Origin of the sequence: Kitasatospora sp. NBC_00458, assembly GCF_036013975.1 — a bacterium.
Classification (GTDB): Bacteria; Actinomycetota; Actinomycetes; order Streptomycetales; family Streptomycetaceae; genus Kitasatospora.
The window spans coordinates 4,235,749-4,254,665 of the sequence record NZ_CP107904.1 but is presented as its reverse complement, the minus strand read 5'-3'; the positions used below and the strand labels follow the sequence as shown (position 1 = coordinate 4,254,665).

Annotated in this window: 19 protein-coding genes and 1 tRNA gene; 14 read left to right on the top strand and 6 right to left on the bottom strand. The window is 72.4% G+C overall.

What is annotated here, in order from left to right; translation table 11 throughout:
* The first annotated feature begins 132 nt into the window (after positions 1–132).
* The 10 genes from traB to OG550_RS17310 all read left to right on the top strand — a co-directional run bounded on the left by traB (position 133) and on the right by OG550_RS17310 (position 9,568).
* Positions 133–2,172, top strand: a complete 2,040-nt coding sequence (gene traB / locus OG550_RS17355) for a plasmid transfer protein TraB (protein ID WP_327678561.1) — start codon at positions 133–135, stop codon at positions 2,170–2,172.
* Positions 2,173–2,373: 201 nt separating this feature from the next.
* On the top strand, positions 2,374–2,565 hold the full coding sequence (locus OG550_RS17350) for a hypothetical protein (RefSeq protein WP_327073852.1): 192 nt from the start codon (positions 2,374–2,376) through the stop codon (positions 2,563–2,565).
* A 34-nt stretch (positions 2,566–2,599) separates the two neighbouring features.
* The gene (locus OG550_RS17345) at positions 2,600–3,031 is read left to right on the top strand and encodes a hypothetical protein (protein WP_327678559.1); all 432 of its coding nucleotides are present in this window, start codon (positions 2,600–2,602) and stop codon (positions 3,029–3,031) included.
* A 14-nt stretch (positions 3,032–3,045) separates the two neighbouring features.
* A complete protein-coding gene (locus tag OG550_RS17340; RefSeq protein ID WP_327678557.1) occupies positions 3,046–3,321 on the top strand; it encodes a hypothetical protein in 276 nt (91 codons plus the stop codon).
* Between the two features lie 187 nt (positions 3,322–3,508).
* Complete coding sequence (locus tag OG550_RS17335; RefSeq protein WP_327678555.1) at positions 3,509–4,105, top strand: hypothetical protein; 597 nt, start codon at positions 3,509–3,511, stop codon at positions 4,103–4,105.
* Positions 4,102–5,076 carry a DNA cytosine methyltransferase gene (locus tag OG550_RS17330; protein WP_327678553.1) on the top strand — a complete coding sequence of 325 codons (975 nt, stop codon included), beginning with the start codon at positions 4,102–4,104 and terminating at the stop codon, positions 5,074–5,076. The genes OG550_RS17335 and OG550_RS17330 overlap by 4 nt, the downstream gene beginning before the upstream one ends.
* Positions 5,077–5,257: 181 nt before the next feature.
* Complete coding sequence (locus OG550_RS17325) at positions 5,258–6,148, top strand: bifunctional DNA primase/polymerase (RefSeq protein WP_327678551.1); 891 nt, start codon at positions 5,258–5,260, stop codon at positions 6,146–6,148.
* 79 nt (positions 6,149–6,227) lie between these two features.
* Positions 6,228–7,475: a DUF3631 domain-containing protein gene (locus OG550_RS17320; RefSeq protein WP_327678549.1), complete on the top strand. Its 1,248-nt coding sequence runs from the start codon at positions 6,228–6,230 to the stop codon at positions 7,473–7,475.
* A gap of 172 nt (positions 7,476–7,647) precedes the next feature.
* Entirely contained in the window at positions 7,648–7,986 is a 339-nt protein-coding gene (locus tag OG550_RS17315; RefSeq protein WP_327678547.1) for a DNA-binding protein, read from the top strand.
* Positions 7,987–8,047: 61 nt separating this feature from the next.
* Positions 8,048–9,568 (top strand): tyrosine-type recombinase/integrase, encoded by a 1,521-nt coding sequence (locus OG550_RS17310; RefSeq protein WP_327678545.1) that lies wholly within the window; start codon positions 8,048–8,050, stop codon positions 9,566–9,568.
* Between the two features lie 120 nt (positions 9,569–9,688).
* On the opposite strand, the gene OG550_RS17305 is transcribed toward OG550_RS17310, so the two are convergent.
* The 3 genes from OG550_RS17305 to OG550_RS17295 all read right to left on the bottom strand — a co-directional run bounded on the left by OG550_RS17305 (position 9,689) and on the right by OG550_RS17295 (position 11,606).
* A tRNA-Pro gene (locus OG550_RS17305) sits at positions 9,689–9,762 on the bottom strand.
* A 100-nt stretch (positions 9,763–9,862) separates the two neighbouring features.
* Positions 9,863–10,807 carry a metallophosphoesterase gene (locus OG550_RS17300; RefSeq protein ID WP_327678543.1) on the bottom strand — a complete coding sequence of 315 codons (945 nt, stop codon included), beginning with the start codon at positions 10,805–10,807 and terminating at the stop codon, positions 9,863–9,865.
* A gap of 160 nt (positions 10,808–10,967) precedes the next feature.
* The gene (locus tag OG550_RS17295) at positions 10,968–11,606 is read right to left on the bottom strand and encodes a CGNR zinc finger domain-containing protein (protein WP_327678541.1); all 639 of its coding nucleotides are present in this window, start codon (positions 11,604–11,606) and stop codon (positions 10,968–10,970) included.
* A 140-nt stretch (positions 11,607–11,746) separates the two neighbouring features.
* Here OG550_RS17295 and OG550_RS17290 point away from each other — a divergent pair, with 140 nt between their 5' ends.
* Positions 11,747–12,202 carry a GatB/YqeY domain-containing protein gene (locus tag OG550_RS17290; RefSeq protein ID WP_327678539.1) on the top strand — a complete coding sequence of 152 codons (456 nt, stop codon included), beginning with the start codon at positions 11,747–11,749 and terminating at the stop codon, positions 12,200–12,202.
* Positions 12,203–12,352: 150 nt separating this feature from the next.
* Here OG550_RS17290 and OG550_RS17285 read toward each other — a convergent pair whose 3' ends face one another.
* Entirely contained in the window at positions 12,353–14,713 is a 2,361-nt protein-coding gene (locus OG550_RS17285) for a transglycosylase domain-containing protein (protein WP_327678537.1), read from the bottom strand.
* A gap of 423 nt (positions 14,714–15,136) precedes the next feature.
* Between OG550_RS17285 and OG550_RS17280 the strand changes: the two genes are divergently transcribed.
* Complete coding sequence (locus OG550_RS17280; protein ID WP_327678535.1) at positions 15,137–15,460, top strand: WhiB family transcriptional regulator; 324 nt, start codon at positions 15,137–15,139, stop codon at positions 15,458–15,460.
* Between the two features lie 303 nt (positions 15,461–15,763).
* On the opposite strand, the gene OG550_RS17275 is transcribed toward OG550_RS17280, so the two are convergent.
* Positions 15,764–16,969 (bottom strand): ArsA family ATPase, encoded by a 1,206-nt coding sequence (locus OG550_RS17275; RefSeq protein WP_327678532.1) that lies wholly within the window; start codon positions 16,967–16,969, stop codon positions 15,764–15,766.
* On the bottom strand, positions 16,966–18,036 hold the full coding sequence (locus OG550_RS17270) for an ArsA-related P-loop ATPase (protein WP_327678530.1): 1,071 nt from the start codon (positions 18,034–18,036) through the stop codon (positions 16,966–16,968). The genes OG550_RS17275 and OG550_RS17270 overlap by 4 nt, the downstream gene beginning before the upstream one ends.
* A gap of 189 nt (positions 18,037–18,225) precedes the next feature.
* Here OG550_RS17270 and OG550_RS17265 point away from each other — a divergent pair, with 189 nt between their 5' ends.
* Both OG550_RS17265 and OG550_RS17260 read left to right on the top strand, forming a co-directional pair.
* Positions 18,226–18,384, top strand: a complete 159-nt coding sequence (locus OG550_RS17265) for a DUF4177 domain-containing protein (RefSeq protein ID WP_327678528.1) — start codon at positions 18,226–18,228, stop codon at positions 18,382–18,384.
* Positions 18,381–18,851, top strand: a complete 471-nt coding sequence (locus OG550_RS17260) for a RidA family protein (RefSeq protein WP_327678526.1) — start codon at positions 18,381–18,383, stop codon at positions 18,849–18,851. Before OG550_RS17265 ends, OG550_RS17260 begins: the two co-directional genes overlap by 4 nt.
* Positions 18,852–18,917: the final 66 nt, after the last annotated feature.

Below are 18,917 nucleotides of genomic sequence, written 5' to 3'. Positions count from 1 at the left end.
CCCCTCCCGACCCGGCTGTCCGGGGCGAGGGGCGCGTCCCCCTCGCCCGCCTCCCCGGCCGGGTGAGCTGTGCGCGCGTCCCCGCCCCGGCACCGGGCCCTCCCCCTCACACCTCGGCCTTAGGGAGGCACCGTGCCACGCCAGCAGCAGCCCGCCGTCCAGCTCGACGGCGGCCAGATCGGCTATCTCCAGCTCGACCCCAACCAGCACTCCGGCGGCGTCGGCGAGTACCTGCTCCACCGGGTCAAGCCCTACCTGCCGCCGTGGCTCGTCACCGCCGGCACCGGCATCCTCTCCGTCCCCGCCACCATCGCGTGGACCGGGTCGGCGGCCGGCGCCGTCGGCCTCACCCTCGCCTCCCTCGGCCTCACCTCGGCGACCTGGTGGGCGGGCAAGAACACCAGCCCGCAGCGCCGTCTGCACTCCGCGATCACGGTCGCGGCCGGGACGTCGTGGTTCACCGCGGCTTCCCTCGCCGGGCCGCTCGCCGGCCCCCTGCCGGGCCTGTACTTCATAGGGGGCGCCGCCCTCGCCGGCAGTTGGAACGTGCGGCAGCTGCTGCGGGTCAACGCCGACGGCACCCCGGCCAGCGCGGACGGCGGCCTGCTGGAAAAGGTCGGCCTCGCCAAGACCATGGTCACCGGCGCGAAGGTCCAGCCCAACAAGGCCGAGTTCGACCTTCAGCTGCCCGGCGGGGAGCTGACCCCCGACGACGTGTCCAAGGCCCTGCCCCGCCTCGCCGGCGCTCTCAAGGTCGCCAAGAACGCGGTGAGGGTCGTCCCGGACTCCGAGGACTCGTCCCGGGCGACGCTCACCGTCGTCCCGCACGACCTGTTGAAGGCCGGCGTCCCCTACCCGGGTCCCTCGCACCCGGGCGGGTCGATCGCCGACCCGGTCCACGTCGGGATCTACGAGGACGGCGCCGACATGGCGATGTTCTTCCCCGGCGACCCCGAGGCCGGCCGCAACGCCATGCACCTGCTCGGCATGGGGATGACCGGCGCGGGCAAGTCCGAGGGCGGCCTGACCGCACTGACCGAGGTCAGCACCCGCCGGGACGTGATCGTGTGGGCGTCCGACCCGGCGAAGGCCGAGCAGACTCTCGGCCCGCTGCTGCCCGCCCTGGACTGGGCCGCGCTGACCGTGGACGACACCAAGGCCATGATCACCGCCCTGCGCGCGGTCATCCCGGCCCGTACGTCCTGGCTGGCCAGGTACGGCTACAAGCAGTGGGAACCGGCCTGCGCCGAGACGCAGGCCGACGGCTCGCCGGGCATGCCGTACCTGCTCGCCTGGTTCGAGGAGGCCGCCAAGACCATCCGCGAGACCGACGACGACGTCTTCACCGGCATCGCCCAGGAGGCCCGGTCCGCCGGCGTCTCGCTGGTCGTCTCGCTCCAGCGTGCCTCCGGCTCGCAGATGAGCACCGACACCCGCGCCTCCCTCGGCTCCAGCTGGGTGTTCGGCCTGCGTGACGACCGCGACGCCGCCTTCGCCCTGCCTGACGAAGCACTGGACGCGGGGGCGGCGCCGCAGGCGTGGCGGGACAAGAAGCCCGGCTACTCGTACCTGGTCGCCAACGGCATCCCCGAGACGTTCTGGGCCACCCCCGGCCGCGCCTACCTCACCCCGGTCGAGGCCATGAGCTGGGCGGTCGTCACCTTCGCCGGTATCCGCTCCGGCTGCGACCCGGTCACCGCGAAGGCGGCCGCCGACGCTGTCGGCCCGGCCTTCACCCAGCGCACCCGCTACCCGCTGCCCGCCGCCCCGGACGACGACGACACCGTCTACGAGCAGGAGACCGGCCCCGTGGACTACGACTACGACCTCACCGCCGACGGCGACGACGACGCGGACGGGTGGATCGACCCCGAGGCCGAACTGCCCCCGGTGGAGCGGGTGGTGCAGATCGCCCCGCCGGAGATCCCGCCGCGCACCAAGGTCGGCAAGAGCGAGGCCCAGCGCATCATGGTCGACCTGCTCGACGAGTTCGAGGCCGCCGGCCTCACCGAGGTCGGCCCGGCCGACTTCATGGAGCACTGCGACCGCTTCAACCGCTCCCGAAGCTGGGTGTCCGGACAGGTCTCCGACATGGTCGCGAACGGCCGCCTCGCCGAGACCGGCGACGCCGGTCGCTACCGGATCGTCCCGCTCCAGCACGCCGCCGCCTGAACACGCCGGCCCGGCCCTGACGCGTCAGACGCGTCAGACACCCCTGACGCCGACAGGCCCCATTTCCCCAGGTAACGCGTGCGCGCGAGGGGGTGTCAGACGCCTCTGACACCCCCTCCTGACGCTTCTGACACCCCACCCGAACCCGATCGACCACACCCCGGGAACCGCACCCGGGGCACCCGGAAGGACCCCCTCGCCGTGATCGTCTCGATCTCCGCCGCCCTGCTGTTCGGCGTCATCACCATCGTGCTCGTCCGCGCCCAGCGCGTCAGCGCCGGAAGCGCCGTCCTCGTGTGGATGTCCGGCTTCACCGCCGCCGGCACCGGCCTCGCCGCCCCCGTGAACGACGCCCTGACCGCCCTCGCGCACTACGTCTCCACCATCCACTGACCACCTCGCCGGACCCGCCGACAGGAGAAGCACCGTGGACCACCCCACCACCCCGCAGCCGCAGTTCGCCGCCCCGGTGCTCTACACCCAGGACGGCACCCCCTACTACGCCCACCCCGCGCCGCTCACCGCCCCGCCCGCGCTCTACCACCCCACCACCCCGCTGACCGCGCCCGCCCAGCACCCCGTACTCCACACCCCCGCACCGCTGGCGCAGTACGCGCCCGCCGCCCCCGTGCGCGACCCGTGGCCCGCCCGCCTGCTCGCCGGCGGCATCGGCATCGGCGGCGCCGGACTCGGCGTCGGCTTCCTGCTCCAGACCCTCGCCGCCGCCACCACCGGCCTCGGCCTGCTCGTCGCCGCCCTCGGCGTCGTCTACCTGCTCAAGAACAGCAGCAGCGGAGGCGGCCGGGGTGGCCAGGGCGCCGTGAACGTGCACGTGAACGTCTCCAACCGCAACCGCTGACCAGGAGAAACGCCATGCCCCGCCTGCGACTGCGCTTCAACAGCCAGCCCCGCCCGACCATCGAACTGACCGACACCCCGGACCCGAAGTGCCTGGTCTGCGACGGCTACGGCGGCTGGCCCGAGGACTACGGCCACCCGGAGACCGGCGAGTACGCCGGCACTGAATGGTGGGACTGCACCTGCTGGAACCCGAACCGCGTCCGGCGCCTGCTTCCGCTTCCCCGCTGGTTCGCCCGCCGCGCCTACGACTGGGGCCCGCCCGTCTACTCCGACGAGCCGCCGTTCTAGACCGGCCTGCCCGACCGGCCGTGCCACCCGCACCCCGCCGCAGCCAGCGGCCCCGGGGTGCGGGTCGTGCGGGGGACCGGACAGACCCGCTCCCACCGCAGCACGAAGCCCCGCACCGGCCGCCTGATCTTGGCAGAGAGTCGGCCGGTGCGGGGCCCGTGCATCCCTCAACGAGACGGGACTCAGCATGCCCCAGTTCGACCGCTTCACGCTCGCCGTCGTGGACGACATCCGCGACCGGGAGCAGGCCAGCGACGGCCACTCCCGCTACGGCGCCTACCTCGCGGACTACGCCGCCGACTTCCACGAGGACGGGCAGCCGCTCGGCCCGGTGGACTTCGCCGCCGTCGCGTGGTCGGTGGCCACCACCCCGGTCATGGCCCCCGGGTACGTCGCCGTGCGCCCCGACGTCCAGCCGCTCACCGTGCGCCGCGACCACGACGGCCGGGCCGTGCTCGGCGCCGCCGTCGGTCTGCGGCACGGCCACCTCGCCCGTCGGCCCGACAGCCGACTGCGGGCGCTCGACTGGGAGCGCAACCCGTGGGACCGGCCCGACGAGCCGTGGCCCGTGCTCATCGGCCCCGAGTCCACCGACCGCCCGGCCGTCCTGCTCACCGCCACCCTGTTCGTCCCGATCCCGGACGGCATCCTGCTGCGGCCCACCACGGCCCGGCCCGGCCGCACCCTCACCCACGAGGCCAAGCAGGTCGTCGCCGCCCTCGCCGCCCACACCAACGACGCGTTGGCCCCGCTCGTGAACGACCTGCTCGGCGGGGACCGGTGAGCGCCCCGGTCCGGGCGGTGGACCTGTTCGCCGGCGTCGGCGGACTCGACCTGCCCGCCCGCGAGCTGGGCGTGCACGTGACCGGGATCGAGAAGTCCCCGGACGCGTGCGCGACCCGCCGCGCCGCCGGACTCGACACCATCGAGGCGGACGTCCGCGACCACGGCCCCACCGACTTCCCCGACGCCGAGATCCTGCTCGGCGGCCCGCCGTGCCAGCCCTACAGCGCCGCCGGACCCGGCACCGGGCGCCGTGCCCTGTCGGACATCGTGGCCCTCGCCCACCGCCTCGCCGAGCGCCGGCCCGTCGCCCGCCGCACCCACCACAGGGACACGGACCTGATCCGGCTCGTGCTGGAGCCCCTGCGCTGGACGCTCGATGCCCTCGACGCCGGCCACCCCTACAAGGTGGTCGTACTGGAGCAGGTGCCCGCCGTCCTGCCCGTGTGGCAGGCGTACGCGGGCATCCTGCGCACCGAGGGCTACGACGCGGTCGCGGGAACGGTGAAGGCCGAGCAGCACGGCGTCCCGCAGACCCGACGCCGCGCGGTCCTCATCGCCCGGCGCACCGGCCCGGCCACCCTGCCCACGCCCACCCACCGGCCCTACACCAAGGGCGCGCCGCGCGCCGCCGGCGACGTCGGCCTGCTGCCGTGGACGCCCATGGGCGAGGCGATTCCCGGCCGGGGGCCGTTCACGGTGGTCTCCAACTACGGCACCGGCGGCGACCCCAGGGCACGCGGGCGCCGCTCCAGTGACGAACCGTCCGCCACCGTCACCGGGAAGGTCTCCCGCGTCCGGGTGCTCGCCGACGACGGCACCGAGGACCGCTTCAGCTGGAGCGAGGCGGGCGCACTCCAGTCCTTCCCCGCCGACCACCCGTGGTCCGGGCGGGACATCGGCCAGCAGATCGGGAACGCCGTCCCGCCGATGCTCGGCGCCGCCCTGCTCGCAGCCGCCCTCGGCGCCTAGGCACGCGCCGTGTCCACCTTCCTGGACTGGCGCGACGCATCCCACTACGACCGCACCCGCACCCTCCCGTGCCGGTGGTGCGGTCGCCACACCCCGCTGCGCGACGAGCAGCGCCGACCCGCACACAAGGTCTGCGCCGAGCAGCACACCGCCCAGCCCCCGCCGAACCCTGGAGAGCGGCATGAACCCCCTCCTGCAACTCGCCCTCGAACTCGCCCGAATCGGCCTTCCGGCGCTGCCCCTGCGGGTCGGCAAGAGCCCGCTCGGGAACTGCCGGGCCTGTAGGAAGAACGTCGGTCGGCCCGGCGTCGTGTGCGGCGGCCGGCCGAACATGAAAGACCCGGGGCCGTGTGTCTGCCCGGCGCCCTGCCACGCGTGGGCCGCCGCCACCACCGACCCCGCCGTGCTGACCGGCCCCGGGTGGGCCCGTGCCTGGCGGGAGGCCGAAGCGGTGGCCTACCACCCGGGCGGCGCCGGGCTGACCGTGGTCGACCTCGACCACGCCGACGCCGTCGCCTGGGCCCGCACCAACCTGCCCCCCACGCTCACCGTGACCACCACCCGGGGCGAACACTGGGTCTACCGGGGCACCATGGCCTCCGCCAACAAGGTCCGCCCCAACATCGACGTCAAGTCGCTGATGCAGTACGCCCGTTGGCTCGGCTACGGCACCGGCGTCATGGCCCCGCTGCCCGATGCCGTCCGCGCCCTCGTGGTCAGGGAAGAGGCCAACCGGCCGCCGGCGAACGGCGCGCGGTTGGCCTCTTCAACCACGCCACCCTGGAGCCGCACCGTGGCCTCCGGGTGCCGCCACACCGAGCGCTACATCCACACCGGCCTGCAACGCGGCCTCGCCAAGATCGCGGACTGCCCGGAGAGCGGCGCCGGATCCCAAGCCTTCGGCGTCGCCCGCTTCCTCGCCGCCCAGCACACCCGGTGCCCCGGCCCCTGCGGTCTCGACACCATCGCCCAGCACATCATCGGCGCCGCCGTCGGCGTCGGTGTCCCGCACGACTACGTGACCCGCGCGGTCGACCGTGGCTTCGCCGCCGCCGGTGCCCACGCCGCCTGACCTGCTCGAAGCGGGCCGCCCTCTCGGCAAAGACCGGCGGCCCGCTCCACTCCAGCCCTATCGAACCGGAGAGGCCAGCATGACCGATCCCACCCCGCCCGTCACCACCGAGGACGGCGCCGCCGTGCTCGACGCCGTCGAAGCGTTCCACCGCCGCTTCAACGTCTTCCCGTCCGAGGCCGCCTACACGGCCGTCGTCCTGTGGGACGCCCACACCCACCTGCTCGACACCTTCGAGTCCACCCCGCGCATCGCGTTCCTCTCCCCGGAGCCCGGATCCGGGAAGACCCGCGCGCTGGAGATCATCGACACACTCACCCCCCGGTCGATGTTCACCACCGACGTCTCCCCGGCCGCCCTGTTCCGGTCCGTGTCCGACCCCGACGCCCGGCCCACCGTGCTGTTCGACGAGGTCGACACCACCTTCGGGCCGAAGGCCGGCGGCAACGAGGACCTGCGCGGCCTCATCAACTCCGGCCACCGCCGCTCCGGCGTCGTCCACCGATGCGTCGGCGACGGCAGCACCCAGACCGTCCAGGCGTTCCCCGTCTACGCCGCCCTCGCCATGGGCGGCCTCGGAGACCTGCCCGACACCATCATGAGCCGCTCGATCATCATCCGGATGCGCCGCCGGGCCCCCAACGAGGAAGTGGAATCCTTCCGCGAGCGGACCACCGCACCCGAGGGACACGCCCTGCGCAAGCGGCTCGCCACCTGGGCGGACTCCGTCCGCACCACCCTCCAGGACACCGTGCCGAAGATGCCCGACGGCATCAGCGACCGGCCCGCCGACGTGTGGGAACCCCTGCTCGCCGTCGCCGACGCCGCCGGCGGCCACTGGCCCGAGCGCGCCCGCGCCGCCTGCGTCCAGCTCGTCACCGCCGCCAAGGCCAACGACAAGGGCTCCGTCGGCATCCGCCTCCTGTCGGACCTGCGGGACATCTTCGACGGTGCCGAGCGCATGCTCAGCGCCGAACTGCTGAGCAGGCTCGCCGAACTGGACGACGCCCCGTGGGCCGATCTCGACGGCAAGCCCATCACCGCCCGCGCCCTCGCCCGCATGCTCGGCGACTACGTCACCGCCGACAACGACCCCATCAAGCCCCGCAACATCAAGACCGGCTCCAAGAGTTCGGCAAAGGGCTACTACGCCTCGGACCTCGCCGACGCGTGGCTGCGGTACTGCCGTCCCCTCTCCTCCCAGGGATCCGCTACTGCCGCTACTGCCGCTACCGCGCAGGTCAGGGCCCTGTTTCCGGTAGCGGATACGCCCGAGGTAGCGGATACCGATCCGCTACCCGCCACCCCGGCCGCCGCCGCACCGTAAGCCGACCGCCGCTCCCGCCAGCACCGGCGGGAGCGGCACCAATCCGCTACCGCTACCGAATCCGCTACCAAAAACATGCCTCTGACCAGGGAGGTAGCGGCAGTAGCGGCAGTAGCGGATCCCTGAGAAGGAGGGGCGGAAGCCCCGACCCCGATGATCTGGAGGGGTATCTATGCCCAAGGGCAGGGGTCAACTGCCGTCGCTGTACTACCCAGCGGACATCGCGGCGGCCATCGGCATGTCTGAGTGGTGGGTGAAGGAGCAGGCCCGTCGGGGCCGAATCCCCTTCACCAAGCCCGGGCGCGCCTACCGCTTCACGGCCGACCAGTTCGCCGAGATCGTCCGCATGTACGAGGTGCGGCCGAACCCGGGGGCCGCGCCGCAGGTCAAGGGCACCGTCATCGCCGTGGCGAAGATGCCGGATCGCGTCCCGCAGCAGGCCCGGCCTGCTGTCCGACTTCGCGCGCGCCCGCCGCGCAGGGCAGCGCTGCACCAGCAGGACGCTGCCTAATCACACCCAAAGGCCCGCCCGGTGGCTCCACCGGGCGGGCCCCTGACATTGAGAGCGCACATTGGGATACGGGGAGAACCGGGGCGAGTACTGGCGCGCCCGCTACAAGATCGCACCCGGCAAGTACGGGACCGTCCTTGACGCCAACGGGAAGGCGGTCCGCTACAAGACCAAGCGCGCGGCCGAGAAGGCCGCCGGGATCGCAGAGGACGAGTCCGCCAAGGAAGCTGCTCAACCGCCCGCCGCTCCGGGCCCCGAACGGATGACGTTCGGCGAGTACGCCAGTGCTTGGTACGAGGACCAGGACCTCGCCGCATCGACCATGCAGAACTACCGCCGCCACATCGAGGAACACCTGCTCCCGGAGTTCGAGGACGTCTTCCTCGACGAGATCACCAAGGGCGCGGTCGACGCATGGGAGCGTAGGGAGCGTGAGCGCGACTACGCGCCGAGCAGCATCAAGACATGGCGCGGCACGCTGCACCTGATCCTCGCCGACGCCGTCGACGCTGGACTGCGCGACTCCAACCCCGCGAGCCGGCGCCGAGGCCGGGGCAAGCGGGCAGGGCGCTCGCGCAACCGCAGCCGCGAGAAGGTGATCACCACCGGGCTCGGCACCCTACTCATCGCCGAGCGAACTGCGCTGCTGTCGGGCCGGGACGACGAGTTCGTCGGCGTCGTACTTAAGGGCTACACAGGCATGCGCTGGGGAGAGATCGTCGGACTCGAAGCCGAGTTCATCCGCCCGGCGTCCGTGCGCGTCGAATGGCAGCTGTACGAGCTGGACTCCGGCGAGATGCACCGCTGCCCGCCCAAGGACGACTCCTACCGGACGATCGACGCCCCGCCGTTCCTCGCGGGCCTGCTCGCCGGGCAGGTGGTCCGTGCTGGCACGAAGCCGTGCGAGTGCCACGCTCGGCGGTACCTCTTCAGCGGGCACGGCGCTGCCAACGGAGCCGCCCGCAGGCCCGGCGCGAAGCTGGTGGACGTGGCCCGAGCCGCCGGCGTCTCCACCGGCACGGTCTCCAACGTCCTGAACCGCCCCCACGCGGTCGCCCTCGACACCCGGTCCCGGGTGGAGAAGGCGATCGCCGACCTCGGCTACATCCGGTACTGGCCGTCCGGCGAGAACGCCGCGCACTGGCGTCGGAACGGCTTCGCCACGTGGCTGTTCCACCCGGCGACCACCGGCTGGTACCCGAAGAAGGCACCGGAGGAGGCCCGCCCGGTACCGCTGCTCGCCGAGCCGTGGCCCGGCATCCCCGCGCGTGGGCGGGGAGCGTCCGGCCGGGCGGAGGCGTGCTGGCTGCCGATCCAGCGCGGTCTCACGCCGCACGGCCTTCGGCACACGCACAAGACGATGATGGACGGGTTCGGCACACCGCCGAAGCTCAAGGACGAGCGGATGGGGCACGAGGACGGATCGGTCCAGGCCCGCTACTCGCACATCACAGCCGAGATGCGGAGCCAGCTCATGGACAGCCTCACGGCCGAATGGGAGGCGTCACTCGAAGCCCGCCGGCGGATGTCGCCGGGATCGCCCGTGAAGGTGCTCGACAGCTTGCTGAGGGCCGGTCAGTAGGAGGCCCGTCGGGAGATCGTCCGGAGCGGTTTTCTCCCAGGATTCTCCCGAGAGGCTCCGGAAAGCCAGTCAGGGCCGGTCTCCCTTGCGGGAGACCGGCCCTGAGCTGGTCTTACTGGGTCGGGGTGGCGGGATTTGAACCCACGGCCTCTTCGTCCCGAACGAAGCGCGCTACCAAGCTGCGCCACACCCCGGTCCTGCTGTTTGTCGCTCCGTCTCCTTCGCGACGAGTAGAACTCTACCGGACGCTCGCCGAGAGACGAAATCCGGTTCTCGGCGGGCGTCCGGGGCGGGTCAGCGGGGGGCGGGGGTGAGGGTGAGGAGGGTGGCCTCGGGGGGGCAGGCGAAGCGGACGGGGGTGTAGCGGTTGGTGCCGCAGCCGGCCGAGACGTGGAGGTAGGAGCGGCTGCCGCCGGCCTGGTGGGTGGAGAGGCCCTTGACCCGCTTGGCGTCGAGGTCGCAGTTGGTGACCAGGGCGCCGTAGAAGGGGATGCAGAGCTGGCCGCCGTGGGTGTGGCCGGCCAGGATCAGCGGGTAGCGGTCGGCGGCGAAGGCGTCGAGGACGCGCAGGTAGGGGGCGTGCACGACGGCGATCGAGAGGTCGGCGTCGGGGGAGGGGCCGCCGGTGACCTCGCTGTAGCGGTCGCGGCGGATGTGCGGGTCGTCCAGGCCGGTGAACTCCAGGTCGAGTCCGCCGACGGTGAGCCGCCCCCGGGCGTTGGTGAGGTCGAGCCAGCCGGCCGCGTCGAAGCCGTCGCGCAGCTTCTCCCACGGGTTGTGGACGGCGCCGGAGACGCCGCGCCCGGCGGAGCCGTCGGGGTTGTTCATGCCGTGGACGCCGCTGCGCAGGGCCTGGAGGTAGCGGGCCGGGTTCTTCCGGGCGGGCCCGTAGTAGTCGTTGGACCCGAAGACGTAGACGCCGGGGAAGTCCATCAGCGGTCCGAGCGCGTCCAGCGTGGCGGGGACGCCGAGCGGGTCGGAGAGGTTGTCGCCGGTGTTGACCACCAGGTCGGGGCGGAGCCCGGCGAGGCTCTGGAGCCAGCGCTGCTTCTTGCCCTGTCCGCTCACCATGTGGATGTCGGAGACCTGCAGTACCCGGATGGGGCGGGCGCCTCGGGGGAGGACCGGAATCTCGACCCGGCGGAGGCGGAAGGAACGGACCTCGTACCCAACGGAGTAGGCGAGGCAGGCGGCGCCGGTGGCGGCGATTCCGAGGGGGACGGAGTACAGCGGTCGCATCGGTCCATGCTCTCAGACGGTGGATCAGCGGGTGAACGGCCGGTGGGCGTGGGGGGACACGCCGGTGCGGCCGGGTGGCCCAGCGGCCGGCGGGTGCGGGCTCCGCGGGGACGGCGTCCGGAACGGCCTGCGGTGCTCGCGCCGCCCGGCGTTCACGGGGTCACTCCTCGCCCTGTTCGCGGCGGGCCCGTAGGGCGCGGACCTTGTGCCGGTTGCCGCACCGCTCCATCGAGCACCAGCGGCGTCGTCCGGGCCGTGACGTGTCGACGAAGATCAGGTAGCAGTCGTGGCCGCCGCACTCGCGGATCCGGTCCGCGTACGGGCCCGTGAGCAGCGCGATCGCGTCGCGCGCGACGGTCGAGGCGAGCTGGTCGCCGTCGCCGGGCAGTGGTGGGGCCGCGGTCCCGTCCGGGGCGATCTGCGGGGCGAGCGGGGGCAGGGCGGCGGCCCGGTTGAGTACGGCGTGGTCGGCGGCGGGACCGGCCGCACCGGGGCCGTCGAGCAGCCCGGGGGCGCCGCCGCGGGCGCGGGTGGCGCTGAGGCGCCAGAGGGCGTCCCGCAGGGTGCGGATCCCGGTCAGCTGCTCGTCGCTGGTCCGGACGGCGTCGGCCGGGAGCCCCAGCCGGGACTGCCGGAGCCATCCGCCGAGGTCCGCGGGGCGGTGCAGCACCTCGTGGCGCGCGTACGGGCCCGGGCCGCCGGTGGCGAGCAGTTCCAGGCAGAGCGCGCCGGGGTCGAAGCGGTACGGCGAGCCTGTGGCGGGGCGCAGGACCAGTCCAGGGGGTCGCTCGTCGGTCATGTAACCACCCTAAACGGTTACCTGATGTCGGGGGAAGCGGAACCGGCCCGCCCCCCGCCCCCGCTTCCCCGCCCTCCCGCCGCCCCGGCCGTCCGCTTAATGCGGAGCAGCGGAACGCCGCAGGTGAAAGACTCGGGGCCATGACGACGCTCAAGGCGCAGCTGCAGGAGGACCTCACGGCTGCCATCAGGGATCGGGACGAGCTGCGCTCGTCCACCATCCGGCTCACGCTCTCCGCGGTCACCAGCGAGGAGGTGGCCGGCAAGGAGAAGCGCGAGCTCTCGGACGCCGAGGTACTGAAGGTGATCGGCCGGGAGGCGAAGAAGCGCCGGGAGGCCGCCGAGGCGTTCGACACCGCGGGCCGGACCGAGCAGGCCGCCCGGGAGCGGGCCGAGGGCGAGCTGCTGGCCGGCTACCTGCCCAAGCAGCTCTCCGACGAGGACCTGGCGGCCATCGTGGCCGCCGCCGTCGCCGAGAGCGGAGCGGCCGGGCCGCAGGGCATGGGCGCCGTGATGAAGCTGGTGAAGCCGAAGGTCGACGGGCTGGCCGAGGGCGGGCGGGTCGCCGCCGCGGTGAAGGCCGCGCTCGCGGGCTGACAGCCCTGGCGGGCCCCGTGCGACGGACGGAACGCGACGACCTCCGCACGCCCGGCCTCCGCACGCCAGGCCTTCGCACGACGGACGGAAAAGGGGCGCCCCCGAGCCACTGGCTCGGGGGCGCCCCTCCGCGTTGCGCGGGCCGGTCGGTCAGCGGTGTCCGCCGCCGTTCCCGTTGCCGTTCCCGTTGCCGCCGCCGATCCCGTTCCCGCCGATGACGCCCGGCGGGAGGGTGATCCCGCCGCCGATCAGGCCGCCGGCGTTGGTGCCGCCGCCGTCGGGGTTGGCCGGCGGGACCGGCGGCGGGTTGCCGCCCGGGTTGGGGTTGCCGGTGGCCGGGGGGCTGGCCGGCGGGGTGGCGTTCGGGTCGATCTTGGGGGCCGGGTCCGGGATGTTGATGGTCGGCAGGGTCTCCAGGGGAGCGCCGCGCATCGCCTGGTTCATCGCCAGCTGCCAGATCGGGCCGGGGCCGGTCGCGCCGAAGACGCCGTCGGAGCCGTAGTAGGTGTCGCCGATCTTGATGTTCTTCATCTTCACGCCGCCGGCCGGGCCGCCGAGCCAGACGGCGGTGGCGAGCTGCGGGGTGTAGCCGCTGAACCAGGCGGCCTTCTTCTCGTCGGTGGTACCGGTCTTGCCGGCGATCTGGCGTCCGCCTTCGAGGTTGAGGGAGGCGCCGGTGCCCTTCTCGGTCACGTTGAGCAGGACGGCGTTGAGCGCGTCCGCGGTCTCCTGCGAGTAGGCCTGGCTGCAGGTCGACTGCGGGACCTTGACGTCCTTGCCGTCCACCGTGGTGATCTTGTTGATCGCGATCGGGGTGCAGTACTTGCCGCGCGCGGCGAAGGTCGCGTAGACGTTCGCCATGGTCAGCGGGGAGAGCTCCAGGGTGCCGAGGACCATCGACGGGACCTCGACGAACGGGTCGCCCTTCGCGGTCTGGCTGATGCCGAGCTTGTTGGCCATCTGCTTCATCGCGCAGAGGCCGACCTTCTGCTCCATCTGCACGAAGTAGGTGTTGACCGACAGGGCCATGGCCTGCTTCAGCTCGTACGGGCCGACCTCGCTGGGCGACTCGTTGCCGACGCTGCGCTCCTTGCCCTTCGCGGTGTTCTTCCAGGTGCCCGAGCAGGTCGACATCGAGGGGTACTCGATCTTGTTCTCGGAGGGGAACTCCTGGGTCGGGGACATCCCCGACTCCAGTGCGGCCGCGGCCAGGACCGGCTTGAACGTCGAGCCGGTCTGGAAGCCGTTGCCGCCGCCCATCGCCGCGTCGACGTTGAGGTTGACGACGGTCTGGTTCTTGTTCGGGTCCAGGCCGTACGGGCGGGTCTGCGCCATCCCGAGGATCTTGCCGGTGCCGGGCTCCATCATGGTGGCGGCGGCCGAGACCGGGTCGGTGACCTTGACCTTGGTGGTCACCGCGTTCTGGGCGGCGGCCTGCTTGTCCGGGTCGAGGGTGGTGTAGATGTTCAGACCGCCCTGGTCCCAGAACTTCTTCCGGTCGGCGGCGTTCTTGCCGAAGACCGGGTCCTGCTTGACCACGTGCCGGACGTAGTCGCAGAAGAAGCCCATGCCCGCCTGGGCGGTGATGCAGCCGTTCTGCGGGTCCTTGTACTTCAGGCCCAGCGGGGAGGCCTTGGCCTCCTTGGCCTGCTCCGGGGTGACGTGCTTGTTCTCGACCATCTTGTCGATCACGACGTTGCGCCGCTTGACCGTGTTCTCGGGGAAGCGCACCGGGTCGTACAGCGAGGGGTTCTGCACCACGCCGGCCAGGGTGGCGGCCTCGCCGATGGTCAGGTCCTTGTTGTTCTTGCTGAAGTACCGCTGGGAGGCGGCCTCCACACCGTAGGCCTGGTGGCCGTAGAAGGTGATGTTGAGGTAGTTGGTGAGGATCTGGTCCTTGGTCAGGTCCTCCTCCAGCTTGATCGCGACCTTCAGCTCCTGGATCTTGCGGCCCAGGGTCTTGCGCTGCGCCTCCAGGACGGCCGCCTGGTCGTCGCCGGCCTTCTCGACGTTGACGTTCTTCACGTACTGCTGGGTCAGCGTCGAGGCGCCCTGCGAGGCGGTGCCGCTCTCCGCGTTCTTGCTGATCGCGCGGAGCACGCCCTTGAGGTCGACGGCGCCGTGCTCGTAGAAGCGGGCGTCCTCGATGTCGACCTGCGCCTGCCGCATGTAGGGGGACATCTGGTCCGCGGCGAGGACGGTGCGGTCGCGCTCGTAGACCTTGGCGATCAGCCCGCCCTTGGCGTCGAAGATCTGGGTCGCCTGGGAGAGCGGGGGCGTCTTGAAGTCGTCGGGGATGTTGGAGAACCCCTCCGCCGTGTTCTTGGCGGTCAGGCCGAGCGCGCCGACGGCGGGCAGGGCCATCCCGGCCAGCAGGACTCCGGAGAGCACGCTGACCCCCAGGAACTTGACTCCGTGTCCCGCGTACTCCAGCGGTGACCCGCGGCGCTTGCCGCGCGGAGCTCCGGGGTTGCCTGGGGGCTGGGGTGCCTGGGGGCGCTTCGGTGCCATGGGGAGAACCCTACGTTGCCGATTCCCGCACACCGGGGCAGGTGTTCGCCTAGGCTTGTCACAAGCTTGCGACAGCTTCGCTCTGTCAGCATCGATCACTCTTGTGAGTGATGAGAATTGCCCGAATTGCCCATTCCTGGGGTGGTTTTGAGGCAGCTGTCGCTGGCTGTGCACCTGTGTCCGGTAGCACTCAGTGACGACTCGCGTGGCGAGAGTGGCGCCCGTGGTCCTGGCAAGGCTTGCGACCTGCGATCACTCCAACGAGTGAGCTGATCGATACCCATAGTCCAATCGGGTCATTCGAGATTGAGCCCGAAGGGGCTGTTGCAACCTGTCGTTCTTCCGTAACGTCCTCAACTGGCAACGGTGAACATCCCGTTGCCGCCGTGGGGGAGCCTCGATTCGGGAGAGGACGGCGCCGGCATGGGCTGGGTAGACGACTGGAGTGCGCAGGCCGCCTGCCGCACGAGTGATCCGGACGAACTGTTCGTCCAGGGGGCGGCGCAGAACCGCGCCAAGGCGGTGTGCAGCGGGTGTCCCGTCCGTACGGAGTGCCTTGCGGACGCACTGGACAACCGGGTGGAGTTCGGGGTCTGGGGAGGGATGACCGAACGCGAGCGCCGGGCGCTGCTGCGCCGGCGGCCGACGGTGGTGTCGTGGCGGCGGCTGCTGGAGACGGCCCGCACCGAGTACGAGACCTCGCTGGCGACCGGCGTGATACTGACGGACTACGCCCAGGCGGGCTGAACGCCCGGGCAGGTCCCGGTTCGAAAGCCCGGCTCGAACGCCCGGTCGGTGGATTCCGGTCGGCCGGTTGTCGTGCTCGTGCTCGTGCGCTCGTATGCGTCGCGGCCGCAGTCATGGTCGCAGTAGTGGTCGCAGTAGTGGTCGGGCCCGTGGTTCGCCCGGGTCCGCAGCCCGCTCGGCCGGTGGTGCCGCCCGGGCCGGTCGTTCCGCCCGGGCCCGCAGCCACCCCGTTCGGCCGCCCGGTCCCGCGCGGTCGGCGACACCGTCCGGCCGCCCGGCCGCACGCGCGGTCGGCCGCCCGGTTCAGCCCGCGGACCCGCTGAGCCTCTCACCGATGGCGCGCAGGCCCTCCAGGTCGTGGACGTCCCCGGGCAGCGCGCCGACCTCGACGATCGGCACGTCCGGGTAGACCGAGACGAAGCGGTCGCGGGTGCGGCGCTCCCGCGACACCACCTGCATCCGCTCCGCGTGCAGCCTCAGCAGCCCGGCCGCGAGCAGCTCGGCCTCCGGCGACGCGTGCTCCGCACCGTTCTCCTCCAGGGCCTCGGCCGCCGCCAGCGCCCGCTCCGCGGTCAGCTGCGGGGCGCCCGTCCCGTGCACCCGGTTCAGCACCAGCCCGGCCAGCGGCATCCGGTCGGCGGCCAGCCGGTCCACGAAGTACGCCGCCTCGCGCAGCGCGTCCCGCTCCGGCGCGGCGACCACCAGGAACGCCGTGCCCGGGGCCTGCAGCAGCTGGTAGGTGCGGTCCGCGCGCTCCCGGAAGCCGCCGAACATCGAGTCGGTCGCGCTGACGAAGGTCTGTACGTCGGTCAGCAGCTGGGCACCGAAGATCTTGCCGAGGGTGCCGGTGAGCAGGCCCATCCCGACGTTGAGGAACTTCATCGCCGAGCGGCCGCCGACCTTGGCCGGGGCGGTCAGGATGCGGATCACCTTGCCGTCCAGGAACGACCCGAGCCGGTTCGGCGCGTCCAGGAAGTCCAGTGCGGAGCGGGACGGCGGGGTGTCGACGACGATGAGGTCCCACTCCTCGGCCGCGCGGAGCTGGCCGAGCTTCTCCATCGCCATGTACTCCTGCGTGCCCGCGAAGCCGGCCGACAGGGACTGGTAGAAGGGGTTCTCCATGATCGTCCGGGCCCGCTCGGGCTCGGCGTGGGCCAGCACGACCTCGTCGAAGGTCCGCTTCATGTCGAGCATCATGGCCTGGAGCTCACCGTCGCCGCTGACGCCCTTGACGACCCGGGGGGTGTTGTCCAGTTCGGTCAGGCCCATCGACTGCGCGAGCCGCCGGGCCGGGTCGATGGTGAGCACGACGACCTTGCGGCCCCGCTCGGCCGCCCGCAGGCCGATCGCCGCCGCGGTGGTGGTCTTGCCGACGCCGCCCGAGCCGCAGCAGACGACGATCCGGGTCTTCGGGTTGTCGATCAGCTCGTCCACGGCGAGCCGGCTGCCGGCGTTCCGCACGTTCCCGGTGCCCTGTCCGCTGCCGCCGCTCCGTCCGTTCCCGTTCATGCCGCCCCCTGCCGCTTCAGTTCGCCCGCCAGCCGGTAGAGCCCGCCGAGGTCCACGCCCTCGCCCAGCAGCGGCAGTTCGTACGTCGGGAGCTTCAGCTGCTGGAGGTCGGCCCGCTGGGCGCGCTCCAGCTCCACCCGCTCGGCGTGCTCCCGGGCCTGGTCGAGCAGCGGGTCGAGCAGCGGGTCGATCGCCGCCCGGACGGTCTCCGGCTTGCGCGAGCGGCCCCCGAGCCCCGCCTCGCCGAGGGCGAGCGCGACCTCCTCCCGGTGGTCGCCGTCCACCGCGGCCACCGCCGCGGCGTCCAGCAGCGGCGGCCGGACCATGTTCACCAGGACGCCGCCGACCGGGAGGCCGGCCTCGCGCAGCTCCTCGAAGCCGTCGACCGTCTCCTGCACCGGCATCTCCTCCAGCAGGGTGACCAGGTGCACCGCCGTCTCGGGCGACTTCAGCACCCGCATCACGGCCTGCGCCTGGGTGTGGATGGGCCCTATCCGGGCCAGCCCGGCCACCTCGGAGTTGACGTTCAGGAACCGGGTGATCCGTCCGGTCGGCGGCGCGTCCATCACCACCGCGTCGTACCGGCGCCGCCCGTCCGGGCCCTTGCGCCGGGCCGCCTCGCAGGCCTTGCCGGTGAGCAGGACGTCCCGGACGCCGGGCGCGATGGTGGTCGCGAAGTCGACGAAGCCCACCTTCTGCAGTGCCTTGCCGGCCCGGCCGAGCTTGTAGAACATGTCGAGGTATTCGAGCAGCGCCTGTTCGGTGTCGATGGCGAGCGCGTGGACCTCGCCGCCCGCACCGCCGCCGGGCAGCCCCAGCTGGGCGGGCGAGACCGAGGCGATCCGGCGTTCCTCGTACGGCAGAGCCGCTATTCCGAAGAGCTCGGCGATGCCCTGCCGGCCCTCCACCTCGATCAGCAGCGTCCGGCGGCCCTCCGCCGCGAGGGCCAGCGCCAGCGCGGCGGCCAGGGTCGTCTTGCCCGTGCCGCCCTTGCCGCTGACCACGTGCAACCGCACGCCCTCCCAGTCGGGATCGCGCCGGGCCGCCTGGCCGGGGGTGGGTGCCACGCTCCGTCTCCGTCCGTCTCCGAGGGCGGCACCGCTCAGGGTGCCCTCCCGCGAGGGTAACCAGGGACCGCGCCGGATGCCGGGACTACCCGGGGGGCCAGGCATGAATCATGCCCGCTTTGTGGGCCACCTCACACGCGCGAGCGCGGGCCGCGCCGACCGCCGGGGCGGAGCGTCTAGAGTCTGGCCATGACCAAGTGGGAATACATGACGGCACCCCTGCTCGTGCACGCCACGAAGCAGATCCTGGACAACTTCGGCGCGGACGGCTGGGAGCTCGTCCAGGTCGTACCGGGTCCGAACCCGGAGCAGCTGGTGGCCTACTTCAAGCGGGAGAAGCAGGCATGAGCAAGGTCGAGGAGAAGCTTGCCGAGCTGGGCCTGACCCTGCCGCCGGTGGCCGCCCCGGTCGCCGCCTACGTCCCGGCGGTGCGCTCGGGCGAGTTCGTCTTCACCTCCGGCCAGCTGCCGATGGTGGGCGGCAAGCTGCTGAACACCGGCAAGGTCGGTGCCGAGATCACCCCGGAGGAGGCCAAGGAGCTCGCGCAGATCTGCGCGCTCAACGGACTGGCCGCCGTCAAGTCGGTGATCGGTGACCTGGACCTGGTCGAGCAGGTCGTCAAGGTGGTGGGCTTCGTCGCCTCCGCCCCGGACTTCACCGGCCAGCCCGGCGTGATCAACGGTGCGAGCGAGCTGCTCGGCAAGGTGCTCGGCGAGGCCGGCGTGCACGCCCGCAGCGCCGTCGGCGTGACCGTGCTGCCGCTGGACGCCCCGGTCGAGGTGGAGCTCCAGGTCCGGGTCCGCGCCGGGGCCTGACCCGCGGTGTGACCGGAGGACATCCCCGCGGGCGGGGTCGGACAGCGGATCACCCCTGTCCAACCC

Bases quoted from the DNA above. Each gene is read 5' to 3' on its own strand.
- OG550_RS17295 (WP_327678541.1), bottom strand. From the start codon at position 11,606: ATGACCGACGAGCGACCCCCTGGACTGGTCCTGCGCCCCGCCACAGGC.
- OG550_RS17320 (WP_327678549.1), top strand. From the start codon at position 6,228: ATGACCGATCCCACCCCGCCCGTCACCACCGAGGACGGCGCCGCCGTG.
- OG550_RS17285 (WP_327678537.1), bottom strand. From the start codon at position 14,713: ATGGCACCGAAGCGCCCCCAGGCACCCCAGCCCCCAGGCAACCCCGGA.
- OG550_RS17290 (WP_327678539.1), top strand. From the start codon at position 11,747: ATGACGACGCTCAAGGCGCAGCTGCAGGAGGACCTCACGGCTGCCATC.
- OG550_RS17260 (WP_327678526.1), top strand. From the start codon at position 18,381: ATGAGCAAGGTCGAGGAGAAGCTTGCCGAGCTGGGCCTGACCCTGCCG.
- OG550_RS17300 (WP_327678543.1), bottom strand. From the start codon at position 10,807: ATGCGACCGCTGTACTCCGTCCCCCTCGGAATCGCCGCCACCGGCGCC.
- OG550_RS17275 (WP_327678532.1), bottom strand. From the start codon at position 16,969: ATGAACGGGAACGGACGGAGCGGCGGCAGCGGACAGGGCACCGGGAAC.
- OG550_RS17315 (WP_327678547.1), top strand. From the start codon at position 7,648: ATGCCCAAGGGCAGGGGTCAACTGCCGTCGCTGTACTACCCAGCGGAC.
- OG550_RS17335 (WP_327678555.1), top strand. From the start codon at position 3,509: ATGCCCCAGTTCGACCGCTTCACGCTCGCCGTCGTGGACGACATCCGC.
- OG550_RS17280 (WP_327678535.1), top strand. From the start codon at position 15,137: ATGGGCTGGGTAGACGACTGGAGTGCGCAGGCCGCCTGCCGCACGAGT.
- OG550_RS17265 (WP_327678528.1), top strand. From the start codon at position 18,226: ATGACCAAGTGGGAATACATGACGGCACCCCTGCTCGTGCACGCCACG.
- OG550_RS17340 (WP_327678557.1), top strand. From the start codon at position 3,046: ATGCCCCGCCTGCGACTGCGCTTCAACAGCCAGCCCCGCCCGACCATC.
- OG550_RS17325 (WP_327678551.1), top strand. From the start codon at position 5,258: ATGAACCCCCTCCTGCAACTCGCCCTCGAACTCGCCCGAATCGGCCTT.